This is a genomic window from Proteiniphilum sp., from assembly GCF_034927365.1.
Lineage (GTDB): Bacteria > Bacteroidota > Bacteroidia > Bacteroidales > Dysgonomonadaceae > Proteiniphilum.
Genome location: NZ_JAYFQD010000010.1, coordinates 179,868 through 192,889, shown reverse-complemented (window position 1 = coordinate 192,889; position 13,022 = coordinate 179,868). Strand labels below are relative to the sequence as shown.

Here is a 13,022-nt window from a genome sequence, read left to right as displayed (position 1 = left end):
GAAATTAATTTTCCTGTTTTTTTTCTGTTGCGTTTCCCGTTTCCGTTCCTTCTTCTACAGGAATTATCTCCGGGCGGTCCTCCCCTTTCAGATAATTGGGGAGGTTCATTCCGGCCATATTGAACAGGTCGTCGAGTGGGGGAATGGTTTTCATCAGTCCAGATAGGAAGTTGGCAGTAGAGCCTTTCCCATTCTGGTTATTGCCTGAATCCCAAACGGTCACCTTATCGATCTTGAGATTCTTCACAGCCTCTACCTGTGTCTTGATTAATTCAGGCAGTTTTTCGATCATCAGCAACTGATAAGCTTTGTCGGGATCACCACCGGCGGCGGCAACAACATCCCTGTATCCCAAGGCTTGTTTATTCAGTATTTCGAATAGACCGCGCGCTTCAGCATCCATCTTGGCAAAGATGGCATCGGCTTCTCCTTTTGCCTGTACACGAATACGTTCGGCTTCGGCTTGTGCGTCGATGATGGCTTTCTGTTTGGCAATTTCAGCGGGCACCACGATATTAGCTGTTTCGGTAGAACGCTCCCGTTCCGCACGGGCATTTTCCGCTTTTTGTTCTGCAGAATAGGCCTCTTCCAAGGCTTTGGCCTGTTGTACTTTTTCTGCGGCTACGGCAAGGCGCGCCGCTTCGGCTTCTTTCTCACGGCGGGATGCATCGGACTGAGCGATGGTGATCTTTGCCTCGTTTTCACCTTGTACCGCTGTGGCATTGGCTTCCGATGTTTTTATACGCATCAGCTTATCAGCTTCGGCTTTTCCGATCGATTCGTCTTTTCTGGCCGCTGCAATACTCACTTCGCGATCTTTATCGGCTATGGCCTTCCCGGTTTCACCGATCTTTTCCTGTTCGGCCACGCTTATTTTGGCTTCGTTAATAGCTTTGGCAGCGGCTTCCTTACCCAATGCTTCAATATATCCCGATTCATCCCTGATGTCGGTTACGTTCACGTTGATAAGTTTTAATCCCACTTTCTTCAATTCGGAGTCCACCGTTTTGGAGATGGCTTCAAGGAACTTATCACGGTCGGAGTTGATCTCTTCAATAGACATGGTGGCGATTACCAGACGTAACTGACCGAAAAGGATATCGGAGGCTAGTTCCCTGATTTTGTCGGGAGTGAGTCCGAGTAACCTTTCTGCAGCGGTATTCATCAATTCCGGTTCCGAGGAGATGGCGATGGTAAAGCGTGAAGGTACATCCACACGGATATTCTGTCGGCTCAATGCGTTGGTGAGGTTGGCCTCAATCGACAAGGGTTTCAGGTCGAGGAAAGCGAAGTCCTGGATGACAGGCCATATAAAAGCACCCCCTCCATGGATACATCGGGCCGATGTTCCACCGGTGCGTCCGTAGACGACCAGTATCTTATCTGAAGGACATCTTTTAAAGCGCGATGCCAGCGCCAGAATGGTTACGAAAACTACTACTGCAAGTACAATAATTAAAAACATAGGCGATGATAGAGTTTCAGCTGTCATAATACATTTAGATTTTTTCTACTATGAGAATATTGTTATTTTCAATTTTGATGATTTTCACGGTCGATCGCGAGTGGATGGATTCCTTCTCGTCGGTCATAGCATCCAGTTCTCGTAATGAACCACCTACGCTAATCAGTATTTTTCCTTTCCCCGTGCGGCTTGCCGGGATGGTCAGATATACCTCGGCTGTTTTGTGGAGCGCATCCTGCATCTTGAATGAATTATCTTCAGCCAATCTCAGGAATACCTTGACGATCATAAAGAAGATAGCCACAAACAAGATCCCGACGATGACAGCTACTATGATCAGTATCGGTTTGTTAGGAATGAGATTGTAAAAAGCGATCCCGGCCCAACCGTAGCCGAGCAGGAAATTAATAAGATTCCGAAGCGAGAAAAGTTGAAACGGAGCATCTCCGCCACTCAGATCACCCTCGAAATCGGCATCCACTCCATCCATGGAGTCTCCACCTACGAACGTAAGAATTGTCTGGATAATAAATATCACGGTAACAGGAGCTGCGATATACCAAAAGATTCGCAACAAAGGTTCGGCATTTTGTAGGAATTCCATAAATATTGATCTTTAATGCTCAAAGATACAAAATTAATTGTAAATGAACGATTAGTTCTTAAATTAAATTTTAGATTTTGGAATGCGTAAAATGAAATGGCGGTAATTATAGGTAGAATGCTCTCTTTTCTCTTAAATATATCAATCAGGAGAAAAATAAATGTTAACTTTTAAGTCAATGAAATAGAATAAGCGTAAATTTGTCGAATAATCATTTGCTTGTTGATTTGTCCGAGTTAGAGAGAATTATATTACAGATTTTATTTTCAATAATCCAAAAATGAAACATTTTTTATATATTTTGATGTTTGTGGTAATTATGTTATTGGCCGCTTGTAAAGAAGATCCAGCCGATATTATTATGGATCCTACAAAACCTGAAGAACCTAAAGAGCCGGATAATTCGATAGTGGCGACTGAACCAACAGTGACGATCGGATTGATCACCTCGATCACTACCGGTTCATTTGATTACGAAGCCAATATTACCGATGATGGTGGAGCAACTGTAGTAGGAAGAGGTATCTGTTATGCTACTCACAAAAATCCCACTATATCCGATAGCAAAACTATCGATGGTTCGGGAACCGGTTTCTTTTCGGGGAGCATCGAAAGACTGATACCTGAAACCACCTATTATGTGAGGGCTTATGCCTCCAATTCGGCCGGAACCGGTTACGGAGAAGTGAAAACCGTAAAGTTACAGGAACTGGAAACACTGAGAGGCACTGAGCAGGCTTATCCTGGGGTAAAAGGAGAGGTGGTTACCGTTTCCATTGGAGGAGTACTTTTACAATGCACCAAAATTGAAGGTAAATTATTTTACCAAGGAGATATATTAATAGATCCTCAAATATTGCTTAGAGCGGCTGCTATTGACTATGAACCGGCACGATGGCCGGATAATATTATTTATTATGCCATTGATCCCAATTTTCCGGAAAAACAGCGGATATCGGACGCCATTAAACTCTTCGATAAAACCCATATCGTCTTTAAAGAGAGGAATACGGAAACCAATTACATTTTGTTTAAATATATTCCTGAGAAAGGTTGCTATTCGTGGATTGGTATGATTGGAGGTGAACAGGAAATAGTGATAGATACTTGGGGCACGGCCGGAAATATAGCTCATGAAATAGGGCATGCGCTTGGATTATTACATGAGCAATCAAAGCCCGACCGTGACGACTATATCATAGTTATAAAAGAAAATATCATCAAAGGAAAAGAACACAATTTTGATATCTGGCTATCCAAAGGGCAATACACTGAAGGTTTCGATTTTAATTCTTTAATGTGTTATCATTCGAGGGCATTTGCTGCCGATCCCAATAAATTTACAATGACTAAATTGGATGGAACTAGCTTTTATCCACAACGCGAACGATTCACTGAAAAAGACATAGAATTTATTAACAGGCTCTATCCACCCCTATCTGCTCCACAACTCGAAAAGCAGTCAATAGCCATTACAGAAGGAGAAAGCGTAGAGATAACCGTAACTGAAGGAACCGGTAGTTATACGGCTGAATCCAATAATACGGAAGTGGCAACGGCAACCGTCAATGGAAATACTTTAACAGTGAAGGGTGTGGCAGAAGGAAATACCACAGTAGCGGTTACCGATACCAAAACCGGTAAAACTACCGAGTGTACAGTTATAGTGGCTAAAAAAATAATTTCGGTCACAGGAATAACGGTAAGTCCAACAACCAAAACGGTAATTGAAAGTGAAAGTTTCACTCTCACTGCTACCGTTTCTCCCTTCAATGCCGGTAATAAATCGGTAACATGGAAGTCGTCGGATGCGACCATAACTACTGTTGATGCAGGAGGTAAAGTGACTGCAAAGAAAGCCGGTACAGCCGTGATTACCGTTACCACGCTAGACGGGAATAAAACTGCTACGTGTACAGTCTCGGTATTGGCAAAGAATGGTAATGGTAATGTGAAAGATATGGAAGGAGAAAAATTGTAATCTTCTATTTGTTGTGTAACAAAATATAAAGAGGAATCGAAATGAAAAAAATAGTATATTCAATAATTTTTGTAATAGGCATATTGTTTATAGGATGCGACGATAACGATATCGTGTCGGACCACCAAACGGAAACCAAAGAACGTATGCTTACCCTAACGGCATTCATGCCGCCTGATGATGAAGCCACTACACGTATAGGTCTTGAAGAGATCCCCGGGAGCCTCAATCTAAGTGCAAAATGGAATGAAACAGACAAAGTAAGCCTTTTTTTCGTACAAGGTGAAACTAAGATAGAAGCCGGAGAAGTACCCATATCCAACATATCGGCCAATGGAAAGCAAAGCTCTTTCAGGATTGGAATTCCCCAGGATATTGATATAGGTAAATCTTTTGATATTTATGGTTTCAGTGGTGTGAGAAATAAGGGCGTGAGTATCATCGACGGGAAAATCCTTGCCGATATATCCCCGGAGTTTACCCACAGGATGGAAAATATTTCAATACCGGTATGGTTTAAGGCTAATATAGCTAAAGCCAGCACTGCAAATCTGTCTGTGAATTTTGACCATTTGGGTGCCGTGCAGATAACCCACTTGAAGAATACATCTAATCGGATGCTTACGATAGATGCTCTTGGTCTGGTAAGTAGCAAAGAATATGACATGCCATGGCTATATTATCCTGAGGTGGTCAATGATAAATTCATGCAGCCATTTTTTAATCCTATGACCGGAAAAGTGGAAATAGTGCCACTCTTTAATTCGGCTACTTTATGGGATCATTTTAAGAATCAACCGAGAGGCCTCAAAATATCACAAGGATTTACCGTATCTGTCACTTCGTGGTTATTCCCTAAAAATGTAAACTTGCCTGAAACAGCTTTGAGAATGATTTTGCCGGAAGGCAGTGAATCAAATAATGATATAATTTCTGTCAACACCAATTCTGCCAAACAATTCCCGATGCGTGCCGGACGTGCATATCATCTTTATGGCGTGTGGAATGGAAACCGTTTAACCCTGACGGATGATGATTTTGTGTCCGAAGAGTTACCGGTAGTGGATGAAAAGGGGCTGACTGAAGATATAAAAAATTTAATCCCGGAAGAATTATTCGATGAAATTGAAAGATTGGGGATGATTGTCAATGGAGGGAATACACCTCCGTCACTGACGGGAGCTTACCTGATATCTCCGCTTACATTGATACAAACCAATATACCTGATGATTTTGAAATAGGGGAAGTCTTTGCGGATAAAATGATTACGTTTTCCAATCAGAATAACAGCCAATTGACTATTCAGGTGGATTATGTAACTGGTTCTTCAAAAGGGGAAGGGCTGGGAGGATTTATCATTGGTAGCGGAAACAAATTTACAATTTTTGTGGAGATTGCACGTACGAGTTCCAGAGGCCTTCAACTTAAACTTGTTGAAGTCTATTCGGGAACTTTGGATGCTGATGGTATCAAAGATATGTACACAGCACTGTTTATGCTTGATGACAAAGGAGATCCCTATGATGAATATATTGAAAATGGACAGGGGCGTTTATTTTGGGATAGTGACGGGTTTTCAGAGAAAATTTATTCCATTCGGGCACGTTCATTGGTGGATATGGAATTGCCAGAACTCAACAGCCGTCCCACATCCTCAATGTCGCGGAAAAGATAATAATTAGAATGTATTATTGTGCTGAATAAAACAGGAATTTTGATTTCAATACGGTGGGTAGGGATTTAACTTAAATGGTATCCCTGGCTGCCAAGTTCTGATGCACGAAAGAGGGTGTAGCTCTCTTTATCCAGTGGATAATCCCAGCAGCCAAGACTGTGGTAGATATCACCTCCAAATCCCGATTTGAACTTATATAGTCCGTAGAGCGGATGTTGCGGATCGGGAGTAGGAGAGATGCCGAACATATCATACTCGGTACAGCCGGCCAGTTGTGATTTCATGATTGCTTCCCATTGTAATGCATATGTTGCCATTAGATTACGATACAGGGATGAGGAGGCACCGTAAAGGTATGACCCTCTGTGGCCGGTAATGACCAGGAACATGGCTGCCAATGGTTTGTCCTCATATTCGGCTATCATTAGGCTTACGTCCGCCGGTGAACTGCTGTGCTCTGCCCGTGCGTCGAGAACCGCCCGGAAGTACTTCATATCGTTCAGAAGTAGATGATTTCTTATCGCCGTCTCTTTATAAAGGCCATACCATATATCCATCCCTTCCATACCCATTGACCTGACTGTTACCCCTTTTCGTTGTGCTAACCTGATATTGTAACGCGTTTTGGGTTTCATCCTCTCCAGGAGAGTTTCCCTTTCGTGAGTCAGATCAAGGTAGATGGTGTTGGCCGGCAATATATTGGAATGTGCCTTTTTGAAATTCCAGTTATGGGTATTGAAATTAAAACGGAATTCCTGTGAATGGCTTTCCGGTTCTCCTTTCCATATTCCATTTTCGTCGAAATGATCCTTCTCTCTGGCCCAATATGATTCCCAACACAGATCGTAACGAATGAGGATACAATTGGAGGGAAGGATGGAGCGGAGAGACTCTGAGAGTTCTTCCAGAAAGACTCCCTGGAACTCGTCTTGCGGTTCAACTTCCGGTCCATAAGGAACATATGCCACGGAGTGGTTGCGGTTGATCTGCTGTAAAATGACCAGCAAATCTGATTTTATATATGACTGGTTGCTCAATCCCGGGAAGAGATCCGGATTTTGAGATGTGAAGTTGACGGCAAGGGTGTTGGCTCCCAGCGATGTTTTTACTTCAGACCAGAAAGCCGTTTGCTGCAAAATAGGGGTGGCATACAACTCTTCGGTCTCCTTGAGACAGACGTTTGTTAGCATATCATCTTTATTTTAACTCACAAAGGTAGCCAAAATAAATCTGTTTCAGAAGGAAAACTATCTTTTCTCCCGGATGATACGTGCTATCTCGTTCAATAACAATGGAAATGCCGGGTAAGCCATGTCGTGACCGTAGCCTTGCAATTCGAGCAAACGGGTATGATAGTGTCCGGCCACTTTCATCATACGATAGAGATAAGCGTTCTCCTCGTAACGTCCCAACAATTCATGTTCACGATCTCCTGTGATCAACAGCATGGGAGGTGCATCGGCACGGACATGAAAAAGTGGAGCATATTTGTCTACTACTGGTTGCTTATCATTGATATTGTTTTCCTTTCGTATTGTAAAATGAGTGATGGCCTGTCCGCTAAAAGGAATCAATCCGGCAATACGGTTGGCATCGATACCATGAGCCGCAAGGTATTGCTTGTCCAGTCCGATCATCATGGCCAGGTAGCCACCGGCAGAATGTCCCGACACGAAGATGCGTGAGGTATTACCTCCGTAACTTTCAATATTCTTGAAAGCCCAGGCAACAGCTGCCGCTGCATCTTCAATATAGGCCGGAGCTTTTACCCGGGGGGCAAGGCGGTAATTGACGCCGATAATACATAAGTCTTTGTTCTTGAGTGCATCAGGTAGCTCTTTACTCCCTCCTGTAAGACCTCCACCATGGAACCAGACAACGGTGGTGAAATCTTTTTTGTTTACCGGATAATAGATATCGAGTACACATCTCTCGCTGATGTAGCTGTCTTGCGAACGTATCTCTTCAGCGTAATAGGGAATATTGGAAAGTGTTTTGTATTCTGTTTCCTGTCCTATGGCAGGTATCAATGTTACGAGAAGCAGCAGAAGTATTGAAATTCGAGTCATAATTATAAACTGAAAAGTGAAAAATTAAAAATGAAGAACTAAAAACGGTCGGGATCGGTACGTGCGGCCGTAGTAGTAACATTCCGGAAATCTCTGTCGAAATGGGAAAGCAACATCTCAACCAATTTGGTATGAAAAGCAGTATAAAGTTTCGATGAGATATGTTTCCTGTCTTTTCTTTTTAGCAATCCGAAACGGAGTTGTTTATCGTCCACCCAGATCTCCGGCTTGAAGAATGCTTCGTTTTTCCATAATAGGGTTCCGTAAGTGAGAAGTCCTTCAGAAGTGCATACCCATTTATCCGCTTTCTTTTTTTCTATTGCATCATAGATCTTATCCAACAAAAGATCGGGGTAATCCGTATGAATGATAATTGCCATATTGTAAGGGTTTATTTCTCTTTCGAATAGTTGTTGATTGCATTCTTGACTGATCCGTGGAGCAGCAACAGGTTTTTTGCCTGATCATAGGGGAGTGCCAATTCATCCACAAGCATGCGTGTACCCCTGTCGACTAACTTTTGATTGGTGAGCTGCATATTGACCATACGGTTGCCTTTCACTCTTCCCAACTTGATCATGGTAGTGGTAGTGATCATATTGAGAACCATCTTTTGTGCTGTTCCTGCTTTCATCCGGGTGCTGCCCGTCACGTATTCGGATCCTACAATGGGTTCTATTTTGATTTCTGCTTCTGCTGCGACAGGTGAATCGGGATTACAACAGATGGCCGCAGTGAGGATTCCCTTTTCACGTGCCCGACGCAATGCGCCTATCACGTAAGGGGTGGTGCCCGAGGCTGCAATGCCTACCAATACATCATTTTGATTGATATTATGTGCTGTAAGTTCTTCCCACGCTTTGTCCAGGTTGTCCTCTGCCGCTTCTACGGGATTGCGCAACGCTGTATCTCCTCCGGCAATCAGACCGATTACATAGGTGTTAGGCATGCCGAAAGTGGGAGGCACTTCGGATGCATCGAGTACACCAAGCCTGCCACTCGTACCGGCGCCAATATAGAAAAGCCTCCCTCCACGTTGCATCCTCGTAACGATGCCTGTCACCAGCTTTTCTATCTCCGGAATAGTCTTCTGTACTGCGAGCGCTACTTTCTGATCTTCCGTGTTAATGTCTGTGAGAATTTCGAGAACCGGTTTCTGTTCCGGGTTGTCGTAAAGTGACGCCTGCTCTGTTATTTTGATAAAAGACATGTTGTTTGACGTAATGATTTACTGATGTGATAATACGCTGAATTGGAAAAGTTCCAATTCCAATTCTAACTTCTAATTTCCAACTTCTTGACTAATCAGCGATGATACTCAATCAGTCCCGACATGGGAGACTGGACGATCGTTCCGATCTCAATTTCTTTTTCAAGTGCCACCTCTTTCAGTACATCGGAAAAGTACCATGCAATGGATCCCACAAAATTAACGCTATTTTTTCGATAATCATATTGCATCACGTTTCTTTCAAAAAATCCTGAAAAACTATTGATAACGATCTGTCGGATACTCAGATCATCGATATGCTTGAGTAAAAAGGGAGAGAGGCTTGCCAGAAAACGGTTTGGGAATGGTTGCCGGTATACCTTCTCAATCAGGAGTGTGGGAGTGAGTTCGTACTCTTCGAGCAGTTTCTCTTTCAGTCCTTCTGTGAGTTGGTTCTTCAGAGCATCGCCTACCAACTGTTTTCCCAATACAGCTCCACTTCCTTCGTCGCCCAGGATAAAACCGAGTGGGGATATCTGTTTCACAATGACAGAACCATTCCATTCACAGGAATTGCTCCCGGTTCCCAGGATACATGCAATCCCTGCTTTGTACCCGCAAAGGCTGTGGGCAGCGGCTATCAGATCACTGTATACCTGAATGGTTTCTATAGGAAATGATTGATGAATGGCGTCGCGTACCAGCGCCGTTTTCTCAGGAATACATCCCGCTCCGTAGAAATACACTGCTCCGATATCGGCTTCTTTTAAAGAAGGGTGCACATGTAATCTGATCTCCTCTGCAATTTCTTCTCCTGTTTGAAATACCGGATTGATCCCTTCTCCGGAAAAACGCTGTATGACCTCTCCGTTTTTTGTGAGGCACCAGTCCGTTTTTGTCGAGCCACTGTCGGCAATTAAAATATCCAATTTTTCTATCTTCATAGCGATTATCATCCTATTACAAAAGAGGTTATCCTTCTATCGTATTTGGCACACTATCCTTCTATCATACGAAGCGTATATCCCTTTGGCGTTCCTGTCAGGCCATTGAGCAAAGCGTATTATCACTATAATTTGATATATATATTCCGTTTGTAGAGGATATATCCAAAGAGCCAGCAAACGGAGATAAACAGGAGCGCATAGAGGAGTGATCCGAAATAGTTACCGGCCCAGGGTTGCAACAGCGAATGGTAAACAAACTGTTTGATGGAGATGGATTCACCTTGCCAACCAAACCTGATGTTGGATACCAGTGTGGCGAGCACCCCCGCGAACACGTATACGATCAGTGGGTTTACGCCGAAGGCATGGAAAAAACGGCTCCATCGCTCTCTTTTATGAATGTCAATGATCCATATCAGCAATCCCAACAACTGTGCAGCAAATCCGGTGGTCGTCAGGACGAAGGTGGGACTCCATATTTTTTTGTTGATAGGGCAGCCGTATTGCAACAACAACCCTGAGAACGCCAGGATAGTACCCCATATCAGCAATTTTTCCACGCGGGTATGGTTATCCTTATTGTTGACGATCAGTTTACCAAAAAGGAATCCGATCAATACATGGGCGATGGAGGGAAGTGTGCTGAGCAATCCTTCCGGATCGAGTGCTATTTGTTCCCCTGACGGGGTGTAGTCTTTATACATGTGATCTGTACCCCATAACGCCTTGTCGATCATGGCTATGATATTTTGTTCCGACATCTCGAAACCTTTCCCGAATTGTAGTATCAGAAAATATACCAGTAGCAATAGAGCCGTTAACCACGATAAATACTTACTTTTTACAAATATGGCAATAAGCGCGGCGAAACCGTATGACAAGGCCAATCGTTGCAACACACCCAATATCCGCAAAGTATCGAAATGGGTGGCTGCTTGTGTGAACGATTCTCCAGAGGCAAGACCTCTGCATAGTTGTCCGAACCAGCCCAATGCCAGTCCGATCACAAAAATAAGAATGGTACGCCGTACAATTTTCCAGATGGCGGCTTTGGATGGCTCGAAGTGGAATTTCCGCAACGACATGAAAGTGGATACCCCCATGATAAACATGAAAAACGGGAATACCAGATCGGTGGGAGTAAGCCCATGCCAATGTGCATGGTGGAGGGGAGCATAGGTATAATTCCATGAACCGGGATTGTTCACCATGATCATACCGGCGATGGTGATTCCCCGGAGAATATCGAGCGATAGCAAACGCCCACTTTGTTTAGATGCGATTATTGTATTCATTATTAATATGATAGCGTCTTGATCGGATAATTTTAATTGGACCTGATATTATTTGTAAAGATAATATTTCTTCGACAATTTTCTGAATGATTCTTCATCTTTGGTCCAGTAGGACTGAATATCGGTGAAACGATGATTTTTTGAAAATTCTGTACGGATAAAATCGCTGCCACTCACTTTGTCGAACATATTGAATCGGTTTTCAGGAGCGTGATCAAACACTTTTTTATCGGGGTAGAGCTGAGCGGCGACTTCCATCACATGGAACTGGATATCCGACAAGCGTGCTTTGCTGAAATCGGTCAGGTATACCTGTACTCCTTGAAAATTAGTCCCTTGTCCAACTGCGTAGTATGGTTTCAAATGGATTGGACGAAAAGTAATTCCCGGGAGACGTTTTGCATTCAGGGTTCGAGAGAATTCTTCGGCATTGATCCATTCGGCAGCAAACATTTCGAAGGGGAGTGTATAACCCACGCCGATGGACATATATCCCAATTCTCCCAAGATACCGGATACCGGGTAAAAATAGGCTGAATGGGCAAACGGGATATGTGGAGAGGTGGGTATCCAAGGCAGACCTGTATCTTCGAAATTCATCTTTCGCTGCCATTTTTTCATCTTTACCACAGTGAGTTTACAGGGATCGGAAATCATCTTTTTCCCTATAATCATTTCAGCCAGCTCACCACAGGTAAGTCCGTACACATAAGGAATCGGGAGTTGGCTTACGAAAGAGAAGAATCCATCTTCCACCAGATTACCTTCTACTTTCAGTCCACCCAACGGGTTCGGACGGTCGAGCACCACGAATTCGATATCATTCTCTGCCGCAGCCTGCATGGCGAGATACATGGTAGAAATATAGGTATAGGAACGGCATCCGATATCCTGAATATCATATACCAGTACATCGATGCCTTCTAACATCTTTTGGGTGGGTTTTCGAGTCGCTCCGTAGAGGGAATGAACCGGTACGCCGGTATTGGGATCGATAAATGAGTCGATCTTATCACCGGCATGTACATCTCCCCGTACGCCATGTTCAGGACCATAAAGAGCTACGAGTTGCACGTTGGGTGCTTCATGCAGGATATCGATGGTTGATTTCAGGTTATTATCGACCCCCGTCGGATTGGTGATCAATCCCACACGTTTTCCCTGTAATATTCTGAAATTAGATTCTTTCAACACCTCGATCCCCGTCTTCACCCGTATCTTCTGTGCGGAGGAGGATAAAGGAATGAGTAAACCGCACACAATGAATATTAAGAATTTATCCATACTTTTTTTATTTAGAACCAAGACTGTTAGACTTTTAGAGCCAAGATTTTTAGACTATTAGAACCAAGACTATTAGACTATTAGAACCAAGACTTTTAGAGCCAAGATTTTTAGACTTTTAGAGCCAGGACAATTAGAGTCAGGAGTCAAGACTTTTTATATTTGAGATTTTTGATTTGGAATTTGGCGTTCAATTCATATCAATCAATTCATATCAATCAATTCCAATCAACAATTTAATACATTATCATATTGGCACATTGGCATATTGGCATATTGGCATATTGGCATATTGGCACATTGGCACATTACCTCTTCACTTTCCCAAAATCCTTGTCAATTTTCAGAAAAGGAATGAGTAACAAGGTTGGAATAATAGCAATCACGATAAATATGAAGAAATTCACATAGCCGAGTTGTTCCTGTATCCATCCGGCAATCATGCCCGGAAGCATCATCCCCAAAGCCATGAACCCCGTGCAGATGGAGTA

11 protein-coding genes are annotated in these 13,022 nt (G+C 43.2%); 2 read left to right on the top strand and 9 right to left on the bottom strand.

Annotation, left to right across the window (positions count from 1 at the left end; genetic code table 11):
• Nucleotides 1-4 precede the first annotated feature (4 nt).
• Complete coding sequence (locus VB073_RS07955) at nt 5-1,492, bottom strand: flotillin family protein (RefSeq protein ID WP_323403624.1); 1,488 nt, start codon at nt 1,490-1,492, stop codon at nt 5-7.
• 7 nt (nt 1,493-1,499) lie between these two features.
• Nucleotides 1,500-2,069: a serine protease gene (locus tag VB073_RS07950; RefSeq protein WP_323403623.1), complete on the bottom strand. Its 570-nt coding sequence runs from the start codon at nt 2,067-2,069 to the stop codon at nt 1,500-1,502.
• Nucleotides 2,070-2,349: 280 nt separating this feature from the next.
• Between VB073_RS07950 and VB073_RS07945 the strand changes: the two genes are divergently transcribed.
• Together VB073_RS07945 and VB073_RS07940 are read left to right on the top strand one after the other, a co-directional pair.
• A complete protein-coding gene (locus tag VB073_RS07945) occupies nt 2,350-4,050 on the top strand; it encodes a M12 family metallopeptidase (RefSeq protein ID WP_323403622.1) in 1,701 nt (566 codons plus the stop codon).
• Nucleotides 4,051-4,091: 41 nt separating this feature from the next.
• On the top strand, nt 4,092-5,726 hold the full coding sequence (locus VB073_RS07940) for a hypothetical protein (RefSeq protein WP_323403621.1): 1,635 nt from the start codon (nt 4,092-4,094) through the stop codon (nt 5,724-5,726).
• A gap of 65 nt (nt 5,727-5,791) precedes the next feature.
• Here VB073_RS07940 and VB073_RS07935 read toward each other — a convergent pair whose 3' ends face one another.
• From VB073_RS07935 to VB073_RS07905, 7 genes are all read right to left on the bottom strand, one after another.
• The gene (locus VB073_RS07935) at nt 5,792-6,916 is read right to left on the bottom strand and encodes a lipid II:glycine glycyltransferase FemX (RefSeq protein ID WP_323403620.1); all 1,125 of its coding nucleotides are present in this window, start codon (nt 6,914-6,916) and stop codon (nt 5,792-5,794) included.
• 57 nt (nt 6,917-6,973) lie between these two features.
• Nucleotides 6,974-7,795 carry an alpha/beta hydrolase gene (locus VB073_RS07930; protein ID WP_323403619.1) on the bottom strand — a complete coding sequence of 274 codons (822 nt, stop codon included), beginning with the start codon at nt 7,793-7,795 and terminating at the stop codon, nt 6,974-6,976.
• Nucleotides 7,796-7,833: 38 nt separating this feature from the next.
• Complete coding sequence (locus VB073_RS07925) at nt 7,834-8,175, bottom strand: hypothetical protein (RefSeq protein ID WP_323403618.1); 342 nt, start codon at nt 8,173-8,175, stop codon at nt 7,834-7,836.
• An 11-nt stretch (nt 8,176-8,186) separates the two neighbouring features.
• On the bottom strand, nt 8,187-9,005 hold the full coding sequence (gene murQ / locus VB073_RS07920; protein ID WP_323403617.1) for an N-acetylmuramic acid 6-phosphate etherase: 819 nt from the start codon (nt 9,003-9,005) through the stop codon (nt 8,187-8,189).
• Between the two features lie 95 nt (nt 9,006-9,100).
• Nucleotides 9,101-9,949 (bottom strand): ATPase, encoded by an 849-nt coding sequence (locus VB073_RS07915; protein ID WP_323403616.1) that lies wholly within the window; start codon nt 9,947-9,949, stop codon nt 9,101-9,103.
• A 125-nt stretch (nt 9,950-10,074) separates the two neighbouring features.
• The gene (locus VB073_RS07910; RefSeq protein ID WP_416349521.1) at nt 10,075-11,235 is read right to left on the bottom strand and encodes an acyltransferase family protein; all 1,161 of its coding nucleotides are present in this window, start codon (nt 11,233-11,235) and stop codon (nt 10,075-10,077) included.
• A 60-nt stretch (nt 11,236-11,295) separates the two neighbouring features.
• On the bottom strand, nt 11,296-12,531 hold the full coding sequence (locus VB073_RS07905; RefSeq protein WP_323403614.1) for a DUF1343 domain-containing protein: 1,236 nt from the start codon (nt 12,529-12,531) through the stop codon (nt 11,296-11,298).
• Between the last annotated feature and the right edge of the window lie 491 nt (nt 12,532-13,022).

What these genes read in the sequence shown, in the direction of transcription:
- VB073_RS07950 (WP_323403623.1), bottom strand. Translation starts at nt 2,069, where the DNA reads ATGGAATTCCTACAAAATGCCGAACCTTTGTTGCGAATCTTTTGGTAT.
- VB073_RS07945 (WP_323403622.1), top strand. Translation starts at nt 2,350, where the DNA reads ATGAAACATTTTTTATATATTTTGATGTTTGTGGTAATTATGTTATTG.
- murQ (WP_323403617.1), bottom strand. Translation starts at nt 9,005, where the DNA reads ATGTCTTTTATCAAAATAACAGAGCAGGCGTCACTTTACGACAACCCG.
- VB073_RS07935 (WP_323403620.1), bottom strand. Translation starts at nt 6,916, where the DNA reads ATGCTAACAAACGTCTGTCTCAAGGAGACCGAAGAGTTGTATGCCACC.
- VB073_RS07955 (WP_323403624.1), bottom strand. Translation starts at nt 1,492, where the DNA reads ATGACAGCTGAAACTCTATCATCGCCTATGTTTTTAATTATTGTACTT.
- VB073_RS07925 (WP_323403618.1), bottom strand. Translation starts at nt 8,175, where the DNA reads ATGGCAATTATCATTCATACGGATTACCCCGATCTTTTGTTGGATAAG.
- VB073_RS07940 (WP_323403621.1), top strand. Translation starts at nt 4,092, where the DNA reads ATGAAAAAAATAGTATATTCAATAATTTTTGTAATAGGCATATTGTTT.
- VB073_RS07915 (WP_323403616.1), bottom strand. Translation starts at nt 9,949, where the DNA reads ATGAAGATAGAAAAATTGGATATTTTAATTGCCGACAGTGGCTCGACA.
- VB073_RS07930 (WP_323403619.1), bottom strand. Translation starts at nt 7,795, where the DNA reads ATGACTCGAATTTCAATACTTCTGCTGCTTCTCGTAACATTGATACCT.
- VB073_RS07905 (WP_323403614.1), bottom strand. Translation starts at nt 12,531, where the DNA reads ATGGATAAATTCTTAATATTCATTGTGTGCGGTTTACTCATTCCTTTA.